We start from the raw sequence: 20,814 nt of genomic DNA on the forward strand, positions 1-20,814 counted from the left end.
AGGACCGCCCTCAGGACCCGGCCGCGTCGCGACCGTCGGCCCGGCGGGCGTTGTCCACGACGGCCCGGATGAGCAGCGGCCACGCACCGCGCGGGAGGTCGTGGCCCATCCCCGGCACGAGCACCAGCCGTGCGCCGGGGACGGCCGCGGCCGTCGCCCGGCCGCCGGAGCGGTGGCACATCGGGTCCGCGGTGCCGTGGAGCACGACGGTGGGCACCGTCAGCCTCCGGAGAGCGGTGGTCCGGTCGGCGGCGGCGCGCACCGCCCGGTGCTGACGACGGCGGCCGTCGCGCGCGTGGGGGTCCCGTGCAGCGGCCAGCGCGGTGACCCGTCGCAACTCGTCGATGTCCTGCGCGAAGCCGGTGGACCCGACCGACGTCAGCACCCGCACCTTGCGCGCGACCGCCTCGGCGTCGGTGCGGGGCGGTCGGGCGAGTAGGTGACGGAGGACCCGCGGGGAGGTCCGGCCCACGCCCCGGCGTCCGGTGGTGGACATGAGCGAGGCCAGGGAGCGCACCCGGTCGGGAGAGCAGATCGCCATGAGCTGGGCGACCATGCCGCCGAGCGACGCGCCCACAAGGTGCGCGGACCCGGCACCGAGCGCGTCGAGCAGGCCGACGGCGTCACCGGCCATGTCGTCCAGGGTGTAGCGGCGGCCCGGCAGGTGCGTCGAGCGCCCCGCGTCGCGGTTGTCGAACCGGATCACGCGGTAGCCCTCCCCGGCGAGCCGCCGGCACAGGTCCTCGGGCCAGTGCACGAGCTGCATGCCGAGCCCCATGACGAGCAGCATCGGGGGGTCCGCGCGGTCCCCGAATGCGTCCCAGCACAGCCGCAGCTCACCGACGGGCGTGCGGCGCGGCGGGTCGTACAGCACGGGATCGGCATGCATGCCCGGACGGTCCCGCCCCGCGCGGGCGACGGTCAACCGGGATCCCCGGCTGCCCCCGGACCACCAGGCGGTGCCCCGGAGCGATCGACCCGCGGCGCGACCCCGTCACCCGCCGATCGGCCCGTTCCCGGACCCGGCGGCCGACCGGACATGACGCAGCAGCGAGCGGACGGCGAGGGCGTGGCCGCCCGTGCCGATGACGCCGGCCCGGTACAGCCGTCCGGCCGTCCCCGGGAACTCGGCGCGGCTCTCGGCCCGGCACCGGGTGCCCTCGCCGGCGGGCTCGAAGCGGAACACGATGCCGTAGCGGGAGAACCGGTGCCGGCCCGCGACCACCAGGAGGTCCGGCGGGCTGGCCGACACGATCCGGAAGCCGGGGACCGAGGAGCCCACCGCCGGCCGGTCCCAGGCCCGGGTGGTGGCCGGCTCGCAGCCCAGCACCGCGGCGGTCCGGCCGGCGCGCGGGCGACCGAAGGCCTCGGCCAGCGTCCGGAGCACGGCGTCCCAGGCCGCGGCCGGCGGTCCGGGCACGGTCACGGCGTGCTCGTCGATGCGCGGCAGGTCCGCGAGCGGCGCGGCCGGGTCTCCGGTGGACATGGCCGAACGCTAGGGACATCCGGCCGCCGACGGCGGGTCCCTCGCCGTCCCGGCTACACGGCCAGCCGGTAGCCCCGCTTCACCACGGTCTCCACCACGGGCGCACCGAGCGCCGCACGCAGCCGGGTCACCGCCATTTCCACTGCGTGCGCGTCCCCGCCGCCGGACAGCTCGGCCAGCAGCTCCGGCCGGGAGACGACGACCCCCGGGCGCCGGGACAGCGCCCGCAGCACCGCCATGGAGCCGGGCGGGAGCTCGACCGTCCGGCCGTCGAGCACCACGGCGTGCCCGCGCACCTGCAGCGTGTGGCCGCCGGCGGCCAGCACCGGGTGGCGCGCGGGGAGCTCGGCGACGACCGACCGCGCCAGCGCACCCAGCCGGGCCCGGTCCGGCTGCACGGTGCGGACCCCGGCGGCCTCCAGCGGCGCGGCGGTCACCGGTCCCACCGCGACCGGCAGGACGGCGTCGGCGAACGCCGCCAGCACGCCCGGGAGCACACCCTCCTCGTCGGCCACCTGCAGCAGGCTCGCCGCGGCGGGGGCGCTGGTGAAGGTGACCGCGTCGACCCCGCGCGCCGCGATCGTCGCCACCAGCCGGCGCAGCGGAGCGGTGTCCTCGGGCAGCACCCAGCGGTACACGGGCACGGTCAGGACGTCGGCGCCCGCGCGCTGCAGCCCGGACACCAGCTCGGGCAGCGGGTCACCGTGCAGCTGGACCGCGATCCGCCGTCCCGCCAGTGCGCCCTCCGCCCCGGACAGCAGGTGCTCGAGGACCTCCGCGGAGCTCTCGGACGCCGGTGACCAGGCGTCGACCAGGCCGCCACCCCGGATCGCGCCGCGCGCCTTGGGGCCGCGGGCCAGCACGCGGGCGGTCTGCAGGTGCTCGCGCAGCGGCAGGTCCCAGGCGTCGGCCGCCTCGAGCCAGCCGCGGAACCCCACACCGGTGGTCGCCACGACCAGGTCGACCGGCTCGGCGAGCACCGCCTTGGTCGCGGCCACCAGCTCCGCGTCGTCGGAGAGCGGCACGATCCGGATCGCCGGGGCGTAGACGACCCGCGCGCCGCGCCGGTCGAGCAGCGCGCCGAGCTCCTCCCGCCGCCGGGCCGCGGTCACGGCCACCGTGTAGCCGGCCAGGGGCAGCAGCTCGTCGGCCGGGTCGGCCTCCGCCGGGCGGACGGGCGGGGTCTCGGTCACGCCCCCATGGTGCGTCCTGGATGTTCCAGCCGTGTGACACCCGGGGTCGACCGCGGACCCGAGGGGCCGTGGACAATGGGGCGGTGCCCACCGCCTCGCCGTCCCCGACGGTCTCCGCGGTGCCCCGCCGCCTGCGCCTGATGACCTGGCTCGCCGCGATCGGGCTGGTCGCGGTCATGACGGTGGTCGCCGTCCTGCTCAAGTCCTCCACCACCGGCGTCGTGGCGTTCCGGACCGCCGACCAGGTGGCGATGGTCGGCCTCGGGCTGGCCATGGCGGCCGGGGTGCTGTGCCTGGGCCGGCCCCGGGTGGACGCCGACGCCGAGGGCATCCGGATCCAGAACATCCTCGTCGCCCACCAGCTGCCCTGGACCGTGGTCGAGGCGGTCCGGTTCGACCGGCACTCCCCGTGGGTCACGCTGCTGCTCACCAACGACGACGAGGTCGCCGTCCTGGCCGTGCAGGCGTCCGACGGGGAGCGGGCGGTGGCCGCCGTCCGAGGGTTGCGGAGCCTGCTGGCCGCCCACCGCGAGGCCCATCCCGAACCGCGGGAGGACCTGCTCTACCCCCGGGAATGACGGACCGTCGGTCGGCGCTGTAACATGGGCGCGCCTCCCCCCGCTACATCGAGGCGCGAGAACCACCGGTGGCCCGGACCGCGAGGAAACGGCCACTGACCGAAGAGGAGCCCGCTCCCACCTGGTGCCGCACAGGCGCTCAGGTCCCCGGTCGTCGCAGGTCGGCTCGTCCGGCCCGCGCGACCACACGAGCACCCCCCGCCCGGGGGTGGATCCGTGTGGCGTCCGGCGAGTGGGCCCCGCGAGCAGCAGCTCGCGGGGCCTTTGCCGTCGGTGGCCGGGTGGGCCAGCAGACTCCTCACCGCAGCAGCAGAGGAGAGGCCATCACCGAGCCCCGTATCAACGACCGTATCCGCGTCCCCGAGGTCCGCCTGGTCGGTCCCGAGGGTGAGCAGGTCGGCATCGTGCCGATCGGCGAGGCGCTGCGCCTGGCGCAGGACAGCGAGCTCGACCTGGTCGAGGTCGCGCCCATGGCCCGGCCGCCCGTCGTCAAGCTCATGGACTACGGGAAGTTCAAGTACGAAGCCGCGCAGAAGGCCCGCGAGGCGCGGCGGAACCAGGCGCTCACCGTCATCAAGGAGATGCGGCTGCGCCTGAAGATCGACCCGCACGACTACGAGACCAAGAAGGGCCACGTCGAGCGCTTCCTCAAGGGCGGCGACAAGGTCAAGATCACCGTGATGTTCCGCGGTCGCGAGCAGTCCCGGCCCGAGATGGGCTACCGGCTGCTGCAGCGGCTGGCCGGCGACGTCGCCGACCTCGGGGTGGTGGAGTCCAACCCGAAGCAGGACGGTCGGAACATGGTCATGGTGATCGCTCCGCACCGGAACCAGGCGGCGACGGACACGGCGCGGCGCTCCGCGAAGGTGGAGAAGCAGGCCGCAGCCGAGGCGCCGGAGCAGGCTCCGCCGGCCTGAGAAAGGGCCCTCCTGCCCCACCACGCGCAGGCTCGTGGCAGGGCCCTGCAGGAGGGCCGCCCCCCGACGCACCCCGCGTGGTGCAGCTCGATGCTGCGCTGCGCCGGGCAGACACGAACAGGACCGAGAGATGCCGAAGAACAAGACCCACAAGGGCACCGCGAAGCGGGTCCGCGTCACGGGCACCGGGAAGCTGGTGGCCGAGCACCAGAACAACCAGCACAAGTTCGAGCACAAGTCTGGTTCCCGGAAGCGCCGCATCAGCGGTACCGGTGTGCTCTCGCCGGCCGACACCGGCCGGATGAAGAAGCTGCTCGGTCGCTGACCGCCCCCTCCCGCAACGACTAGACAGGAGCTTCCACGTGGCACGCGTGAAGCGGGCGGTCAACGCCCAGAAGAAGCGTCGGACGACCCTCGAGGCGGCCAGCGGGTACCGCGGCCAGCGGTCCCGGCTGTACCGCAAGGCCAAGGAGCAGATCCTCCACTCGGCCACCTACAACTACCGTGACCGCAAGGTCCGCAAGGGTGACTTCCGCAAGCTGTGGATCACCCGGATCAACGCCGCGGCCCGGCAGAACGACATGACCTACAACCGGTTCATGCAGGGCCTCAAGCTGGCCGGCATCGAGTTGGACCGCAGGGTCCTCGCCGAGCTCGCCGTCAACGAGCCGGCCACGTTCGCCTCGCTGGTGGAGTCCGCCCGGGCCGCGCTCGCCGCGAACCCCGAGGCGACGGGCCAGCAGGCCGCCTGACGCCACAGCCGGAAGAAGGACCCCGTTTCCCCTCACCCCCCGCACACCGGTCGGCCCCGTCCAGAGGCTCACGCCGAGCCTGCGAGGCGTGAGGGGGACGGGGTCTTCCCACTCTTGACCGAGCGCTCCGGGCGGGTCGCCGCCGCCCGCAAGCTCACCCGGCGCAGCGGCCGGGACCAGGCGCGCGCCTTCCTGGCGGAGGGGCGCCAGGCGGTCGGCGAGGCGCTCGCCGAGGCGACGACCGACCCGGACGCCGTCCGGGAGGTCTTCGTGACCGAGCAGGCCGCCGCGGCGCACCGCGACCTGCTGGCCGGCGCCCGGGTGCCGGTCCGGCTGGTCACCGAGAAGGCCGCGGCGTCGCTGTCGGAGACGGTGACCCCGCAGGGCCTGGTAGCGGTCTGCGCGCTCCGGGACGTCGACCCCGGCGCGCTCGCCGCCGACCCGCCGCGGCTGGCCGTGGCGCTGGCCGAGCTCAACGACCCCGGCAACGCCGGCACGGTGCTGCGGACCGCGGACGCGTGCGGGGCGGGGGCGGTGGTCTTCGGGGCCGGCTCGGCCGATCCGTACTCCGGCAAGGCCGTGCGCAGCAGCGCCGGCAGCCTCTTCCACGTCGACGTGGTGCGCAGCGCCCCGCTGGAGCCGCTGGTCGCCGACGTGCAGCGCGCGGGCGTCACGGTGCTGGCCGCGGACGGCGGGGGAGAGGTGGCCCTGGACGCGGCCGCCGACCAGGGCCTGCTGGCCGCACCGGTGCTGTGGGTGTTCGGCAACGAGGCCCGCGGGCTGGCGCCCGAGCTCGCGGCGCTGGCCGACGCGCGGGTGCGGATCCCGATGCGCGGCCGGGCCGAGAGCCTGAACCTGTCGGTCGCCGCGTCGATCTGCCTGTACGTCACCCAGCTCGCCCACTAGGAAGACCTCGCCGCTCGCGAACCGGCGGCGGGCCCCTGCAGCGGGGCCAGGGCGCGGCCCGCGGGCTCCGCCGGGCAGAATGGCCTCCCGTGTCTGGCGTCAACGACCCGTACGACCCCAAGCAGGTGGCCGCGCTGTCCTCCGAGGCCCTCGACGCGGCGGTGACCGCGGCGACCGAGGCGTTCACCGCCGCCGACGACCTGGAGGCGCTGGCCGCCGTCCGGCCGGCCCACCTGGGCGACCGCGCGCCGGTGCTGCTGGCCCGCCGCGAGCTGGGTGCGCTGCCGCCCGCCGCCCGATCCGACGCCGGCAAGCGGGTCAACGCCGCGCGCACGGCGATCACCGACGCCTACACCGAGCGGCTTGCGGTGCTCGAGGCGGAGCGCGACGAGCGGGTGCTCGCGGAGGAGCGGGTCGACGTCACCCTGCCCTGGGACCGCACCCCGCGCGGCGCCCGGCACCCGCTGACCACGCTCACCGACCGGATCGCCGACGTCTTCGTCGGGATGGGCTACGAGGTCGCCGAGGGCCCGGAGCTCGAGGCGGAGTGGCTGAACTTCGACGCGCTGAACATCGGGCCCGACCACCCGTCGCGGTCGATGATGGACACCTTCTTCGTGGCGCCCGAGGACTCCGGCCTCGTGCTGCGCACCCACACCAGCCCGGTGCAGGCCCGCACCATGCTGGCCCGGAAGCCACCGATCTACGTCGTCGCGCCCGGCCGGGTGTACCGCACCGACGAGCTGGACGCGACGCACCTGCCGGTGTTCCACCAGGTCGAGGGCCTGGCCGTCGACCGCGGCCTGACCATGGCGCACCTGCGCGGCACCCTGGACCACCTGGCGCGCCAGCTGTTCGGGCCGGATGCGCTGACCCGGTGGCGGCCGCACTACTTCCCCTTCACCGAGCCGTCCGGGGAGTTCGACGTCTGGTTCCCCGAGCACCGGGACGGCCCGCAGTGGGTCGAGTGGGGCGGCTGCGGGATGGTGAACCCGCGCGTGCTGCGCGCCTGCGGCATCGACCCCGACGAGTACACCGGCTTCGCCTTCGGCATGGGCATCGAGCGGGCGCTGCAGTTCCGCTCCGCGGTGTCGGACATGCACGACATCGCCGAGGGCGACATCCGCTTCACGACCGCGTTCGGAGTCGAGCAGTGACCCACCCTGACCTGGAAGAGGAAGCACAGTGAAGGTCCCGGTCAGCTGGCTGTCCGAGCACGTCGACCTCCCGGCCGGCATCACCGTCGAGGAGCTGGACACCGCGTTCGTCCGGCTCGGGTTCGAGGTGGAGGACGTCGTCCGGCCGCCGCAGACCACCGGTCCGCTCGTGGTCGGGCGGGTGCTGGAGATCGAGGAGCTCACCGGCTTCAAGAAGCCGATCCGGTACTGCCAGGTCGACGTCGGGAACGCCGACCCGCAGGGCGTCGTGTGCGGCGCCCGCAACTTCGCCGTCGGCGACGTCGTCGTCGTCGCGCTGCCCGGCGCGGTGCTGCCCGGCGACTTCGCCATCGCCGCACGGACGACCTACGACCGGGTCTCCGACGGGATGATCTGCTCGGTGCGGGAGCTCGGCATCGGCGAGGAGCACGCCGGGATCCTGGTCATCGGGTCGGGTGAGGACGGCCCGGCGCCGGGCACCCCGGCTGCCGGGCTGCTCGGCCTGGACGACGTCGTGTTCGACCTGGAGGTGACCCCCGACCGCGGCTACGCCATGTCGCTGCGCGGCATCGCCCGCGACCTGGCCGGCGCTCTCGGCGTCCAGTGGCGCGATCCGGCGGCGCTGACCCCGCCGGCGTGGTCCGGGCAGCCGGGCTGGCAGGTCAGCGTGGCCGACCCCGACCGGTGCGACCGCTTCTCCATGCTCGCCATGGAGGGCCTCGACCCGGCCGCGCCCAGCCCGTGGGAGCTGCGCCGCCGGCTCGGCCAGTGCGGGGTGCGCAGCATCTCGCTGGCCGTCGACGTCACCAACTACGTGATGCTCGAGCTGGGCCAGCCGATGCACGCCTTCGACCGCGACACCGTCACCGGCCCGATCACCGTGCGCCGGGCGGCGCCGGGGGAGCGGCTCCGCACGCTGGACGGCGTGGACCGGGCGCTGGACCCCGACGACCTGCTGATCACCGACGGGTCCGGTCCCATCGGGCTGGCCGGCGTGATGGGCGGCGCGTCCACCGAGATCGGGGACGGCACCACGAACCTGCTGCTGGAGGCCGCGCACTGGGCGCCGGCCGGGATCTCCCGCGGCGTCCGCCGGCACCGGCTGCCCAGCGAAGCGGCCAAGCGGTTCGAGCGCGGCACCGACCCGGAGGTCACCGTGATCGCGCTGGCCCGCGCGGCCGCGCTGCTGGCCGAGCACGGCAAGGCCACCGTCGTGGGTGCGCCGGTCGACCTGGACGTGCGGGGGCCGCGGCCGGCCATCCCCCTGGACGCCGGGCTGCCCGGCCGGATCGCCGGGGTCGACTACCCGCCGGCACAGGTCCTCGAGGTGCTCCAGGCGATCGGGGCGACGGTCGACGGCGACGGGGACGGGGACGGTCTGGAGGTCACCCCGCCGTCCTGGCGCGGCGACCTCACCGACCCGGCCGACCTGGTGGAGGAGGTCGTCCGCTGGGTCGGCTACGACGACATCCCCTCCGTGCTGCCGACCGCGCCCCCCGGCCGCGGCCTGACCGACGGGCAGCGCCGCAAGCGCAGCATCGGACGGGCGCTCGCCGACGCGGGGTACGTGGAGGCACCCACCTTCCCCTTCATCGGGACGGCGCAGCTCGACGCGCTCGGCCTCGATGCGGACGACGAGCGCCGGCGGGTGATCACGGTGCGCAACCCGCTGTCCGAGGAGCTGCCGGCCCTGCGGACCACCCTGCTGCCCGGGCTGCTCGCCTCGCTGGCCCGCAACCTGGCCCGCGGCCAGCGGGACGTCGCCCTGTTCGAGCACGGCTCGGTGTTCCCCGGAGGGGATCGACGGCCGGCTCCGCTGCCCGGCGTCGAGCACCGCCCGGACGACGAGACCCTGGCCGCGCTGCTGGGCGCGGTGCCCTCGCAGCCGTGGCACGTGGGGGTGGCGCTGGCCGGCCACCGCGAGCCGCGCGGCTGGTGGGGGCCCGGTCGGTCCGCGCTGTGGGCCGACGCCGTGCAGGCCGCGCGGGTCGTCGCGGAGACCGCCGGCGTCGAGCTGACCGTCCGGGCGGCCGAGCGGGCGCCCTGGCACCCCGGCCGCTGCGCCGAGCTGCTGGTCGGCGACCGGGTCGTGGGCCACGCCGGGGAGCTGCACCCGCGGGTCTGCTCGGCGCTGGACCTGCCCGCCCGCACGGCGGTGATGGAGCTGGACGCCGACGCGTTCCCGGAGCCCACCGTCCCGGTGGCGCCGTCGATCTCCACGTTCCCGCCGGTGCTCGTGGACCTGGCGCTCGTCGTCGGCGACGAGGTGCCGGCCGCCGACGTGGCCGCGGCGGTCCGCAAGGGTGCGGGTGAGCTGCTGGAGGCACTGCGGTTGTTCGACGTCTACACCGGGCCACCGGTGCCGGAGGGGGCGAAGTCGATGGCGTTCGCGCTGACGTTGCGGGCCGCGGACCGGACGCTGACGCACGAGGAGGCCAACGCCGCCCGCGACGCGGCGCTCGCGCTGGCCGCCGAGCGGACCGGGGCGGTCGTCCGTGGCTGAGGCGGAGCTGAGCGGCGCTGTCGCGCTGGTCACCGGCGCCTCGGCGGGGATCGGCCGGTACCTGGCGCAGGGGCTGGCCGAGCGCGGCGCCGCCGTCGCCGGCATCGCCCGGTCCGCCGACCGGCTGGAGCAGGCGATGGCCGAAGTGGCCCGGTCCACCGGTGCGCGGACCCTCGCCGTGCCCGCCGACGTGACCGACCGCGCCGCGGTCGAGGCGGCCGTCGCGCGGATCACCGACCAGCTCGGGCCGGTCACCCTGCTGATCAACAACGCCGGCTCGATCGACGCGGCCGAGGTGCCGTTGTGGGAGACCGACCCCGACCACTGGTGGCAGGTGGTCGAGAGCCAGGTGCGCGGGCCGTACCTGGTGGCGCGCGCCGTCCTCCCGGGCATGATCGCGGCCGGCGGTGGCCGGGTGATCGGGCTGGGCAGCGGGCTCGGGACGCGGGGCAGCGACGTGTACAGCGCGTACTCCGCCGGCAAGACCGGGCAGATGCGGATCACCGAGGCGATCGACCTGGCGGGGGCGGCGCACGGCGTGCGCGCCTTCGACCTCGCGCCCGGGGTCGTCGACACGGAGATGACCCGCGCGATGGCCATGCACGCGGGCCGCACCGAGTGGACCCGCCCGGAGGACGTCGTCGCGCTGGTCGTGGCGATCGCCGCCGGCGAGCTCGACCAGTGGTCGGGCCGGTTCATGCGGGCAGGCGCCGACGACCTGGCGACGCTGCGGACGACGACGCCGTCCGAGGGGGCGCGCCAGCTCCGGCTGCGTCCCTACGGGGACACCGACCCGGTCGGCTGAGGCCAGCACCGGTCGTCACGGCACGGTGGCGAACAGCGGGGCCGCACCGGCGACCTCCACCATCCGCCGCACCGTGCGCGACGGCCGGCGCAGCTCGGGCACCCGGCCGGCCCTGCGCGTCGTCTCGGTGGCCCGCACCAGCAGCCGGAGGCCCCGGCAGTCCAGGAAGGTCGCGGCGGAGACGTCGACCGCCACCGGCGCGCGCCCGACCGCGGGAGCTGACGCCTGCCAGGCGGCGACCACGAGGGAGTCGACCTCACCGCGCAGCCGCAGCACCGGTCCGCCGTCCTCCTCGACGAGGTCGATCCCCCCGGGCAGGCCCCCGAACTGCTCGACGGTCCCCATGACCACGCTCCCCACCTCCGACCGGCACCGGTGGCCGGGTCGGGGACACCGTGCCCGAGGGGACCGACAGAACCGCTGGCAGCGGCCCGTGGGTCAGCTGGGAGTCGAGCCGGCCGCCTCGGTCACCACGATGTGGTTGCCGTCCGGGTCGCGCAGCATGAACAGCAGCGGGGCGCCGGGGGTCTGCATGAGGTCGGCGTCCACGTCGACGTCGCCGCGGGCGACCAGCCGCGCGTGCTCGGCCCGCAGGTCGGTGCACTCGAGGCCGATCCCGCCGCCGCCGGGCGAGCTGCCCATGGGCGGGTTGAGCGCCAGCCGGGCCCGTGAACCCGCAGGGGCGACCTCGAGCCACCGCATCTCGCCGTTCTCGCCGTAGCGGTCGTCACCGCGGACCTCGAAGCCGAGGACGTCGGTGTAGAAGGTGCGTGCGGCGTCCTGGTCGGACACGGTGAACATGGTGAGCGCCAGCTCGGTGATGGTGCTGGACTGTGTCGTCGGAGTCGTCATGCCCTTCAGGACCGGGCGCCGCCGGGGAACTCATCGGTGGCGCGCGCGACTCGGCCTCGACGTACGGTCATGCATGGTCGTGTATGGTCATGCATCGTGAATGACGGGCAGACGTGGACGGTCGGGGTCACCGGCGCCACCGGGTACGCGGGAGGCGAGGTGTGCCGGCTGCTGGCCGGGCACCCCGCGTTCCGGCTGACCGGGGTGCACGCCAACTCGAGCGCCGGCCGACGCCTGGGTGAGCTGCAGCCCCACCTGCTGCCGTACGCCGGCCTGGAGGTGCGGCCGAGCTCCGCGGACGACCTGGCCGGCTACGACGTCGTCTTCCTGGCCCTCCCGCACGGGGAGTCCGCGGCGATCGCCGCGCAGCTGCCCGACGACGTCCTGGTCATCGACTGCGGCGCCGACCACCGGCTCAACGACCCGGCGGCCTGGGCGCGCTGGTACGGCGGCGAGCACGCCGGCTCCTGGCCCTACGGCCTGCCCGAGCTGCCCGGTCAGCGGGAGCAGCTGCAGGGCGCGCGGCGGATCGCCGTCCCCGGCTGCTACCCGACCTCGGTCACCCTCGCGATGGCGCCCGCGCTGGCCGCCGGGCTGGTCGAGCCCGACGTCGTGGTGGTCGCGGCCTCCGGCACGTCCGGCGCCGGCAAGTCGGCCAAGCCGCACCTGCTCGGCAGCGAGGTCATGGGCTCGGTCAGCGCCTACGGCGTCGGCGGTGTCCACAGGCACACCCCGGAGATGGTGCAGAACCTGTCAGGGGCCGCCGGTAGGACGGTCCGCGTGAGCTTCACGCCGACGCTGGTGCCGATGAGCCGGGGGATCCTGGCGACCTGCTCGGCCCCGCTGGCGGCGGGCACCGACGCGGCGAGCGCCCGGGCGGCCTACGAGGAGGCGTACGCCGACGAGCCGTTCGTGCACCTGCTGCCCGAGGGGGAGTGGCCGACCACGGCGCAGGTGCTCGGCGCCAACACCGCCGCGCTGCAGGTCGCCGTCGACCCGGACGCCGGCCGGCTGGTCGTCGTCGCGGCGGTCGACAACCTCACCAAGGGCACCGCCGGCGCCGCGATCCAGTGCGCCAACCTCGCCCTGGGCCTGCCGGAGACCACGGGTCTCCCCGTCGTCGGAGTAGCCCCGTGACCGTCACCGCACCGCGGGGCTTCCGGGCGGCAGGTGTCGCCGCGGGCCTGAAGACGTCGGGCGACCCGGACGTCGCCGTCGTCGTCAACGGCGGCCCGGACGACGCCGCGGCCGCCGTCTTCACCACCAACCGCTTCCCGGCCGCCCCGGTCCAGTGGAGCCGGCAGGTGCTGGAGTCCGGCCGGCTGCGCGCCGTGGTCCTCAACTCCGGCGGGGCCAACGCCTGCACCGGCCCGGAGGGCTTCCAGGACACCCACGCCACCGCCGAGCACCTCGCCACCGAGCTCGGGATCGGCGCGATCGACGTCGCGGTGGCCTCCACCGGCCTGATCGGCGTCCGGCTGCCGATGGACCGGCTGCTGCCCGGCATCACCGCCGCGGTGAAGGGCCTGTCCGAGGACGGCGGCGCCGACGCCGCCCGGGCGATCATGACCACCGACTCGGTGCCCAAGACGACCGTGCAGCACGGCGACGGCTGGACGATCGGCGGGATGGCCAAGGGCGCGGGCATGCTCGCCCCCTCCCTGGCCACCATGCTCGTCGTCCTCACCACCGACGCCGTCGTCGACGCCGCCGTGCTGCAGACCGCGCTGAAGGCCGCGACCGGCGTGAGCGTCGAGCGGGTCGACTCCGACGGCTGCCTGTCCACCAACGACACGGTGATCGCGCTGGCCAACGGCGCCAGCGGGATCACCCCGACCGCCGAGGAGTTCACCGTCGCGCTCACCGCGGCGGCGACCGACCTGGCGATGCAGCTGCTCGCCGACGCCGAGGGCTCGACCAAGGACATCGCGATCACCGTCCGCGGCGCGGCGAGCGTCGACGACGCGCTGATCGCCGGCCGGGCCTGTGCGCGCAACAACCTGCTCAAGACCGCGCTGTTCGGCAACGACCCCAACTGGGGCCGCGTGCTCGCCGCGATCGGCACCACCGACGCGGCCTTCCAGGCGGACCAGGTCGACGTGTCGATCAACGGGGTCACGGTGTGCCGGGGCGGCTCGATCGGTGACCCGCGGGAGGGCGTGGACCTGACCGGCCGGCAGGTCACCATCGACGTCGACCTGAGGGCCGGCACCGAGCGGGCGACCATCTGGACCAACGACCTGTCCATCGCCTACGTCCACGAGAACTCGGCCTACTCCACATGAGCAGCGACACGAACGCACAGGACCCGACCCCGCCGGACGTCGCCCCCGACGAGACGGTGCCGGCCCGCAAGCGCACCGTCGGCACCCAACGGGTCATGCGGACCAACGACCCGGAGGGCGACGCGCAGAAGGTCGCCGTCCTCACCGGAGCCCTGCCGTGGCTGCGCGAGTTCCACGGCAACGTCGTCGTCGTGAAGTACGGCGGGCACGCCATGGTCGACGAGGAGTGCCGGCGGGCCTTCGCCGAGGACATGGTTTTCCTGCGAACCTGCGGCATCCGGCCGGTCGTCGTGCACGGCGGCGGGCCGCAGATCAGCGCGATGCTGGGCCGGCTCGGCATCCCCAGCGAGTTCCGCGGCGGGCTGCGGGTGACCACGCCCGAGGCGATCGACGTGGTCCGGATGGTGCTCACCGGCCAGGTGGGTCCGGAGGTGGTCGGGCTGATCAACTCGCACGGTCCCCTGGCGGTGGGCCTCTCCGGTGAGGACGGCGGGCTGTTCACCGCCGCCCGCACCGCGGCGGTCGTCGACGGGGAGCCGGTGGACGTCGGCCTGGTCGGCGACGTGGTGGCGGTCGACCCCACGCCGGTGACCGCGCTGCTGGAGGCCGGGCACATCCCGGTCGTCGCCACCGTCGCCCCCGACCGGAACGGTGTCGTGCACAACGTCAACGCCGACACCGCAGCCGCGGCGCTGGCGGTGGCGCTGGGCGCGGTGAAGCTCGTCGTGCTCACCGACGTCGAGGGCCTGTACGCCAACTGGCCCGACCGGGACTCGCTGGTCGAGCAGATCGACGCCGCCGAGCTGGCCGAGATCCTGCCGACCCTGGACGCCGGGATGATCCCGAAGATGGCCGCCTGCCTGCGGGCGGTCGAGGGCGGGGTGAAGCGGGCGACCGTCGTCGACGGCCGGCTCCCGCACGCCCTGCTGCTGGAGATGTTCACCACCGAGGGGACCGGCACGATGGTCGTGCCGGCCCCCGACGGCCCATCGCAGGTCGACACGGAGGAGGCGACGGCATGACGCACACGGAGGAGCTGTCGGCCCGCTGGTCGGCGGTGATGATGAGCAACTACAAGACCCCGCCGGTGGCGCTGGCCCGGGGCGCTGGCGCGACCGTCTGGGACGTCGACGGCGGCGAGTACACCGACCTGCTGGGCGGCATCGCGACGACCATCCTCGGGCACGCGCACCCCAAGGTCGTCGAGGCGATCAGCGCCCAGGCCGCTACCCTGGGGCACGTTTCGAACCTGGCCATGCACGAGCCGGGCGTCCGGCTGGCCGAACGGCTGCTGGAGCTCACCGGCCGCCCCGGGCGGGTCTTCTTCTGCAACTCCGGCGCCGAGGCCAACGAGGCCGCCTTCAAGATCAGCCGGCTCACCGGCCGGCCCGAGGTGGTCACCGCGCTCGGCTCCTTCCACGGCCGGACGATGGGCTCGCTGGCCCTCACCGGTCAGCCGGGCAAGTCCGACGCGTTCGCGCCGCTGCCCGGCGGGGTCCGCCACGTGCCCTACGGGGACGCCGACGCGCTGGCCGGGGCCGTCTCCGACGAGACGGCGATGGTGCTGCTCGAGCCGATGCTGGGCGAGGGCGGCGTGCTGCCCGCCCCGGGCGGCTACCTCGCCGCTGCCTCCTCGGCCGCCGCCGCGGCGGGCGCGCTGTTCGCCGTCGACGAGGTGCAGACCGGCACCGGCCGGACCGGTCACTGGTTCGCGCACCAGGCCGACGGCCTGCAGCCGGACGTGATCACGCTGGCCAAGTCGCTGGGCGGGGGACTCCCGCTGGGCGCGCTGCTGGCGTTCGGCCCGGCCGCCGAGCTGATGACGGCGGGCTCCCACGGGTCCACCTTCGGCGGCAACCCGATCGTCGCGGCCGCCGCCCTCGCGGTGCTGGACACCATCCGCGACGAGGGGCTGCTCGAGCGGGCCAAGGAGATCGAGCACCGGGTCACCGCGGGCATCGAGGCGCTCGGCCACCCCGCGATCTCGGGGGTGCGGGGGCGCGGCGCGCTGCTCGGCGTGGTCCTCGGCGCGCCGGTCGCCGCCGCCGTCGAGGCGCGCCTGCGGGCCGCCGGCTTCCTGACCAACGGCGTGGCGGCCGACGTGGTCCGGCTCGCCCCGCCGCTGGTCGTGACCGACGCCCAGCTCGACGCGTTCGTCGCCGCCCTGCCCGCCGCCCTCGACGCCTCCCTCCAGGAGGCGAGCCAGTGACCCGGCACTTCACCAAGGACGACGACCTCACCCCGGCCGAGCAGGCCGAGGTGCTGGCGCTCGCCGCCGAGCTCAAGGCCACCCGGCACACCGCCGCGGCACCCACACCGCTGCGCACGCCCAACGGCACGCCCCGGACCGTCGCGGTGCTGTTCGACAAGCCCTCGACGCGCACCCGGGTCAGCTTCTCCGTGGGCGTCACCGAGCTCGGCGGCCAGCCGCTGGTCATCGACGCGGGCGCGAGCCAGCTGGGCCGCGGCGAGCCGGTGGAGGACACCACCCGGGTGCTGGACCGGCAGGTCGCGGCGATCGTCTGGCGCACCTTCGGCCAGGACCGGCTGGAGGCCATGGCGGCGACCAGCCGGGTCCCGGTGGTCAACGCGCTCACCGACGAGTACCACCCGTGCCAGATCCTCGCCGACCTGCTCACCGTGCAGGAGCACCGCGGGCGGCTGGCCGGGCTGACCTTCAGCTACCTCGGCGACGGCGCCAACAACATGGCGCACAGCTACCTGCTCGGCGGGGCGCTGGCCGGCATGCACGTGCGGATCGGCTCCCCGGAGACCTTCCGGCCCGATCCGGCCGTACTCAAGCGGGCCGCCGACCTCGCCACGGAGACCGGCGGCTCGGTGCAGTGGACCGCGGACCCGGCCGCGGCCGCCGACGGCGCCGACGTCCTGGTCACCGACACGTGGGTGTCGATGGGCCAGGAGTCGGAGTACGAGACCCGGATCGCGCCGTTCCTGCCCTACGCGGTCGACGAGGCGGCGCTCGCCCGGGCTGCCGAGGACGCCGTCGTCCTGCACTGCCTGCCCGCCTACCGCGGCAAGGAGATCGCCGCCGGGGTGATCGACGGTCCGCGGAGCGCGGTGTGGGACGAGGCGGAGAACCGGCTGCACGGCCAGAAGGCCCTCCTGCTGTGGCTGCTGGAGCGGTCCTCGTGACCACTGCGGTGACCCGGTCGGCGCGGCACGCCCGCATCGTCGAGCTGATCTCCACCGGCCCGGTCACCTCGCAGACCCAGCTCGCCCGGCTGCTCGCCGAGTCCGGGGTCGAGGTCACCCAGGCCACGCTGTCCCGGGACCTGGAGGAGCTCGGCGCGGTGAAGCTGCGCGGCTCGGACGGGGCTCCGGCGTCCTACGTGCTGCCGCCGGAGAACGCCCCGCTCCGCCCGGCCCAGTCGGTCCCGCCCCGGCTGGCCCGGCTGCTGGCCGACCTGCTCACCAGCGCCGAGGGCAGCGCCAACCTCGCCGTGCTCCGCACGCCGCCGGGAGCGGCGCAGTTCCTCGCCTCCGGGCTGGACAAGGTGGGCCTGCCCGACGTGCTGGGCACGATCGCCGGCGATGACACCGTGCTGGTGATCGCCCGCGACCCCGACGGCGGCCCACGCCTGGCCGAACGGCTGCGCGCCCTCACCGAGCGCTCACGGGCCGCCGCCCCCGTACCGCCCTACACAGACGACGAAGAGAGCTGATGGTGAGCGAGACCGGAACCGCCCCGAGCCAGACCAGGCTGTGGGGCGGCCGCTTCGGCGGCGGGCCGTCCCCGGCGATGGCGGCCCTGTCCAAGAGCACGCACTTCGACTGGCGGCTGGCCCCCTTCGACCTGGCCGGCTCCCGGGCGCACGCCCGCGTGCTGCACCGGGCCGGGCTGCTCACCGACGACGAGCTCGACCGGATGGTCGGCGCGCTCACCGAGCTGTCCGCCGAGGTGGCCGACGGTCGCTTCGTCGCGATCGACTCGGACGAGGACGTGCACGAGGCCCTCGAGCGGGGGCTGACCGAGAAGCTCGGGGCCCTCGGCGGCAAGCTGCGCGCCGGCCGGAGCCGCAACGACCAGATCGCCACCGACCTGCGGCTGTACCTGCGGCACTCCGTTCGCGCGCTGGTCGCGGAGCTGGCGTCCCTGGAGTACGCGCTGATCGGCCTCGCCGAGCGGTACGCCGACGTCGCCGCCCCGGGCATGACCCACCTGCAGCACGCCCAGCCGGTGCTCATCGCCCACCAGCTGCTCGCCCACGCGCACGCCTTCACCCGCGACGTCGACCGGCTGCGGGACTGGGACCGGCGGACGGCGGTCAGCCCCTACGGCTCCGGCGCGCTGGCCGGCTCCTCACTGCCGCTGGACCCCGACGCGGTCGCCGCGGAGCTCGGTTTCGACCGGGCGTCGGACAACTCCATCGACGGCGTGAGCGACCGCGACTTCGCCGCCGAGTTCTGCTTCGCCGCCGCCCTGATCGGGGTGCACCTCTCCCGGCTGGGGGAGGAGGTCGTGCTCTGGACGTCGACCGAGTTCGGCTGGGCCCGGCTCGACGACGCCTGGGCCACCGGGTCGTCGATCATGCCGCAGAAGAAGAACCCCGACATCGCCGAGCTGGCCCGCGGCAAGTCCGGCCGGTTCGTCGGCAACCTGACCGGGCTGCTCACCATGCTCAAGGGCCTGCCGCTGGCCTACGACCGCGACCTCCAGGAGGACAAGGAGCCGGTCTTCGACTCCATGGAGCAGCTGCTCCTGCTGCTGCCCGCGGTCACCGGGATGATCGCCACGCTGACGCTGCGCCCGGAGGTCCTCGAGGCCGCCGCGCCGCAGGGCTTCGCGCTGGCCACCGACGTCGCCGAGTGGCTGGTCCGCCAGGGGGTGCCGTTCCGCTCCGCGCACGAGATCAGCGGCGAGATGGTCGCATTCTGCGAGCAGGCGGGCCTCGAGCTCGACCAGCTCGACGACGACCAGCTGGCCGGCATCGACGAGCGGCTCACGCCCGAGGTCCGGTCGGTGCTCTCCGTCCCCGGCGCGCTGGCGGCCCGCAAGGCCCGCGGGGGGACGGCGCCCGAGCGGGTGGCCGGGCAGCTCGCCTCGCTCACGGAGACCGCCACCGAGCACGCGGACTGGTCGGCGTCCTCGCCCGTGGCGGCGGCACTCTGAACGCTCCGGGAGCGCTGCTCACCGCCGAGGACCTCCTCGGGCCGGCCGACGTCGTGGCACCCGCGCTGCTCGGCTGCTGGGTGGTCACCGACCGGCCGGAGGGCCGGGTGGCCGTGCGGCTGACCGAGGTGGAGGCCTACACCGGCGACGGCTCGGACCCGGCGGCCCACTCGCACCGCGGCCCGACGCCGCGTGCGGCGATCATGTTCGGCCCGCCCGGACGGCTGTACGTCTACTTCAGCTACGGCGTGCACTGGTGCGCCAACGTCGTCGTCGGGCCGGACGGGACCGGGTCGGCGGTGCTGCTGCGGGCCGGCGACGTGGTCGTCGGGGAGGACGTCGCCCGGTCCCGCCGTCCCGCCGCGCGGGCTGCCCGGGACCTCGCCCGCGGGCCCGCCCGCCTCACCCAGACGCTGGCCATCGGGCCCGACGACAAGGACGCCGACCTGCTCGACCCGGCGTCGGCGGTGCGGCTGCACCGGGGACCGGCGCCGGACGCCGTGTCGGTCGGCCCGCGGGTGGGGATCAGCGTCGCCACCGAGCTGCCGTGGCGGTTCTGGGAGACCGGCGCACCGACGGTCAGCGTGTTCCGGGCGGGCGGGAAGCCGCGCCGGAGCGCCGCCAGGCAGGATGGACGCTCGTGAGCGACGTGATCGACGACCTGCACCGCCGTGGGCTGATCGCCCAGAGCACCGACGAGGACGCGCTGCGGGCGCACCTCGCCGAGGGGCCGGTCACCTACTACTGCGGGTTCGACCCGACCGCGGAGAGCCTGCACGTCGGCCATCTGATCCAGTTCATGGTGCTGCGGGCGCTGCAGCGGGCCGGCCACCAGCCGATCGTGCTGGTGGGCGGCGCCACCGGCCTCATCGGCGATCCGCGGCCGACCTCGGAACGGCAGCTCAACGACCCGGCCACCGTGGCCCAGTGGGTGGAGCGGATCCGCGGGCGGGTCGCGCCGTTCCTGGACCGGCCGGCCGCTGAGCAGGGCCTGCGGACGCCGATCTACGTCAACAACCTGGACTGGACCGCGCCGCTGTCGGCCATCGACTTCCTGCGCGACCTCGGCAAGCACTTCCGGGTCGGCAAGATGCTGGCCAAGGAGGCGGTGTCAGCGCGGCTGAACAGCGACGCCGGGATCAGCTACACCGAGTTCAGCTACCAGATCCTGCAGGCCAACGACTTCCGCGAGCTGTTCCTCCGGCACGGGTGCACGCTGCAGAGCGGTGGCTCGGACCAGTGGGGCAACATCACCGCGGGCGTGGACCTGGTCCGGCGGACCGAGGGCGCGGGGACCCACGCGCTGTCCACGCCGCTGATCACCACCGCGGACGGCAAGAAGATCGGCAAGACCGAGGGTGCCACCGTCTGGCTCGACCCTGAGCTCACCACCCCGTACGCCTTCTTCCAGTACTGGCTGAACATCGACGACGTCGACGCACGGAACTGGCTCCCGCTGTTCTCCGAGCGGCCGGCCGAGGAGGTCGAGGCGTTGGTCGCGGAGTCCGTCGAGCGCCCGGCGGCCCGCGCCGCGCAACGCGCCCTCGCGGAGGAGCTCACCCGCCTCGTCCACGGAGAGGACGAGTTGCGCCAGGCCGAGGCCGCCGGCCGCGCCCTGTTCGGGCGCGACGACCTGTCGGCCCTCGGGGAGCAGACACTCGGTGCCGCGCTGCGCGAGGCGGGCAGCGTCACCGTCGACGGCGACGTCCCGACCATCGCCCAGCTGATGCAGCTGACCGGCCTGGTCATGAGCCTCTCCGAGGCGCGTCGCACGGTGAAGGAGGGCGGCGCCTACCTCAACAACGAGCGCGTCACGGATGCTGAGGCGGTGCCGGGGGAGGGCGACTGGCTGCCCGGTGGTTGGCTGGTCCTCCGGCGGGGTCGCCGGAACGTCGCCGGCGTCCAGCGCCCGGCCGCGGACCCGGTCTGACCGTTGGGAACAGCCGGGACGCCGGTCGGTCGGACCTCCCAGCGCCTCCACCACGGCGCCCGTGCGGGTGAACGCAGCGTTCCGATCGGGTTGCAGGCAGGTGGCGCGCGTCACCAGGGGCCCGGTTTGACAAGCCGAGCCACAGCCACGTAACTTTCTCTCTGCGCCGGGGACGACCGCGAGGCCGGGCCTGGGCGCCGAGCAGGACAACACAAGCCGAAGACGACGGCCGAGAGGCCAGGTTCTCCGCGCGTCCGCTCCTTGAGAACTCAACAGCGTGCCGAAAGTCAGTGCCATGTAATGAATGCCCCATCCGGGG

The 20,814-nt window shown here is 75.0% G+C and carries 22 protein-coding genes; 17 read left to right on the top strand and 5 right to left on the bottom strand.

Translation table 11 applies throughout. From position 1 onward, the window contains the following. Nucleotides 1–10: 10 nt before the first annotated feature. The 3 genes from HL189_RS09385 to HL189_RS09395 form a co-directional block, all read right to left on the bottom strand. On the bottom strand, nt 11–889 hold the full coding sequence (locus HL189_RS09385; RefSeq protein WP_369133422.1) for an alpha/beta fold hydrolase: 879 nt from the start codon (nt 887–889) through the stop codon (nt 11–13). A 105-nt stretch (nt 890–994) separates the two neighbouring features. After that, nucleotides 995–1,486, bottom strand: coding sequence for a hypothetical protein (locus HL189_RS09390; RefSeq protein WP_369133423.1), 492 nt, complete (start codon nt 1,484–1,486; stop codon nt 995–997). Between the two features lie 53 nt (nt 1,487–1,539). After that, nucleotides 1,540–2,679, bottom strand: coding sequence for a uroporphyrinogen-III synthase (locus HL189_RS09395; RefSeq protein WP_369133424.1), 1,140 nt, complete (start codon nt 2,677–2,679; stop codon nt 1,540–1,542). A gap of 83 nt (nt 2,680–2,762) precedes the next feature. On the opposite strand from HL189_RS09395, the gene HL189_RS09400 reads away from it, so the two are divergent. The 8 genes from HL189_RS09400 (at nt 2,763) to HL189_RS09435 (ending at nt 10,297) form a co-directional block, all read left to right on the top strand. Further along, nucleotides 2,763–3,257, top strand: a complete 495-nt coding sequence (locus HL189_RS09400) for a PH domain-containing protein (RefSeq protein ID WP_369133425.1) — start codon at nt 2,763–2,765, stop codon at nt 3,255–3,257. 281 nt (nt 3,258–3,538) lie between these two features. Beyond that, entirely contained in the window at nt 3,539–4,174 is a 636-nt protein-coding gene (infC, locus tag HL189_RS09405) for a translation initiation factor IF-3 (protein ID WP_369133426.1), read from the top strand. A gap of 130 nt (nt 4,175–4,304) precedes the next feature. Beyond that, the gene (gene rpmI, locus HL189_RS09410; RefSeq protein WP_369133427.1) at nt 4,305–4,499 is read left to right on the top strand and encodes a 50S ribosomal protein L35; all 195 of its coding nucleotides are present in this window, start codon (nt 4,305–4,307) and stop codon (nt 4,497–4,499) included. Between the two features lie 37 nt (nt 4,500–4,536). After that, nucleotides 4,537–4,926 carry a 50S ribosomal protein L20 gene (rplT, locus tag HL189_RS09415; RefSeq protein WP_369133428.1) on the top strand — a complete coding sequence of 130 codons (390 nt, stop codon included), beginning with the start codon at nt 4,537–4,539 and terminating at the stop codon, nt 4,924–4,926. 114 nt (nt 4,927–5,040) lie between these two features. Beyond that, the gene (locus tag HL189_RS09420) at nt 5,041–5,832 is read left to right on the top strand and encodes a TrmH family RNA methyltransferase (RefSeq protein ID WP_369133429.1); all 792 of its coding nucleotides are present in this window, start codon (nt 5,041–5,043) and stop codon (nt 5,830–5,832) included. An 89-nt stretch (nt 5,833–5,921) separates the two neighbouring features. Beyond that, entirely contained in the window at nt 5,922–6,989 is a 1,068-nt protein-coding gene (gene pheS / locus HL189_RS09425) for a phenylalanine--tRNA ligase subunit alpha (protein WP_369133430.1), read from the top strand. Nucleotides 6,990–7,017: 28 nt separating this feature from the next. Next, nucleotides 7,018–9,492, top strand: coding sequence for a phenylalanine--tRNA ligase subunit beta (gene pheT / locus HL189_RS09430; protein WP_369133431.1), 2,475 nt, complete (start codon nt 7,018–7,020; stop codon nt 9,490–9,492). Continuing rightward, nucleotides 9,485–10,297, top strand: coding sequence for an SDR family NAD(P)-dependent oxidoreductase (locus HL189_RS09435; RefSeq protein ID WP_369133432.1), 813 nt, complete (start codon nt 9,485–9,487; stop codon nt 10,295–10,297). The genes pheT and HL189_RS09435 overlap by 8 nt, the downstream gene beginning before the upstream one ends. A 15-nt stretch (nt 10,298–10,312) precedes the next feature. Here HL189_RS09435 and HL189_RS09440 read toward each other — a convergent pair whose 3' ends face one another. Together HL189_RS09440 and HL189_RS09445 are read right to left on the bottom strand one after the other, a co-directional pair. Further along, entirely contained in the window at nt 10,313–10,642 is a 330-nt protein-coding gene (locus HL189_RS09440) for an STAS domain-containing protein (protein ID WP_369133454.1), read from the bottom strand. Nucleotides 10,643–10,735: 93 nt separating this feature from the next. Beyond that, nucleotides 10,736–11,149: a glyoxalase superfamily protein gene (locus HL189_RS09445; protein WP_369133433.1), complete on the bottom strand. Its 414-nt coding sequence runs from the start codon at nt 11,147–11,149 to the stop codon at nt 10,736–10,738. 96 nt (nt 11,150–11,245) lie between these two features. Between HL189_RS09445 and argC the strand changes: the two genes are divergently transcribed. From argC to tyrS, 9 genes are read left to right on the top strand one after another with little or no spacing between them, the layout of a single operon-like run. Then, on the top strand, nt 11,246–12,286 hold the full coding sequence (gene argC / locus HL189_RS09450) for an N-acetyl-gamma-glutamyl-phosphate reductase (RefSeq protein WP_369133434.1): 1,041 nt from the start codon (nt 11,246–11,248) through the stop codon (nt 12,284–12,286). Then, a complete protein-coding gene (gene argJ / locus HL189_RS09455) occupies nt 12,283–13,434 on the top strand; it encodes a bifunctional glutamate N-acetyltransferase/amino-acid acetyltransferase ArgJ (protein ID WP_369133435.1) in 1,152 nt (383 codons plus the stop codon). Before argC ends, argJ begins: the two co-directional genes overlap by 4 nt. Beyond that, nucleotides 13,431–14,456, top strand: coding sequence for an acetylglutamate kinase (gene argB / locus HL189_RS09460; RefSeq protein ID WP_369133436.1), 1,026 nt, complete (start codon nt 13,431–13,433; stop codon nt 14,454–14,456). Before argJ ends, argB begins: the two co-directional genes overlap by 4 nt. Further along, complete coding sequence (locus HL189_RS09465) at nt 14,453–15,643, top strand: acetylornithine transaminase (RefSeq protein WP_369133437.1); 1,191 nt, start codon at nt 14,453–14,455, stop codon at nt 15,641–15,643. Before argB ends, HL189_RS09465 begins: the two co-directional genes overlap by 4 nt. Then, the gene (gene argF, locus HL189_RS09470) at nt 15,640–16,587 is read left to right on the top strand and encodes an ornithine carbamoyltransferase (protein WP_369133438.1); all 948 of its coding nucleotides are present in this window, start codon (nt 15,640–15,642) and stop codon (nt 16,585–16,587) included. Before HL189_RS09465 ends, argF begins: the two co-directional genes overlap by 4 nt. After that, nucleotides 16,584–17,117, top strand: coding sequence for an arginine repressor (locus tag HL189_RS09475; protein ID WP_369133439.1), 534 nt, complete (start codon nt 16,584–16,586; stop codon nt 17,115–17,117). Before argF ends, HL189_RS09475 begins: the two co-directional genes overlap by 4 nt. 2 nt (nt 17,118–17,119) lie before the next feature. After that, nucleotides 17,120–18,565, top strand: coding sequence for an argininosuccinate lyase (argH, locus tag HL189_RS09480; protein ID WP_369133440.1), 1,446 nt, complete (start codon nt 17,120–17,122; stop codon nt 18,563–18,565). A gap of 14 nt (nt 18,566–18,579) precedes the next feature. Next, complete coding sequence (locus HL189_RS09485; protein WP_369133455.1) at nt 18,580–19,209, top strand: DNA-3-methyladenine glycosylase; 630 nt, start codon at nt 18,580–18,582, stop codon at nt 19,207–19,209. Continuing rightward, entirely contained in the window at nt 19,206–20,495 is a 1,290-nt protein-coding gene (gene tyrS, locus HL189_RS09490; protein WP_369133441.1) for a tyrosine--tRNA ligase, read from the top strand. Before HL189_RS09485 ends, tyrS begins: the two co-directional genes overlap by 4 nt. Nucleotides 20,496–20,814 lie beyond the last annotated feature (319 nt).

It is taken from the genome of Modestobacter sp. I12A-02662 (genome assembly GCF_041028325.1).
Taxonomy (GTDB): Bacteria; Actinomycetota; Actinomycetes; order Mycobacteriales; family Geodermatophilaceae; genus Modestobacter.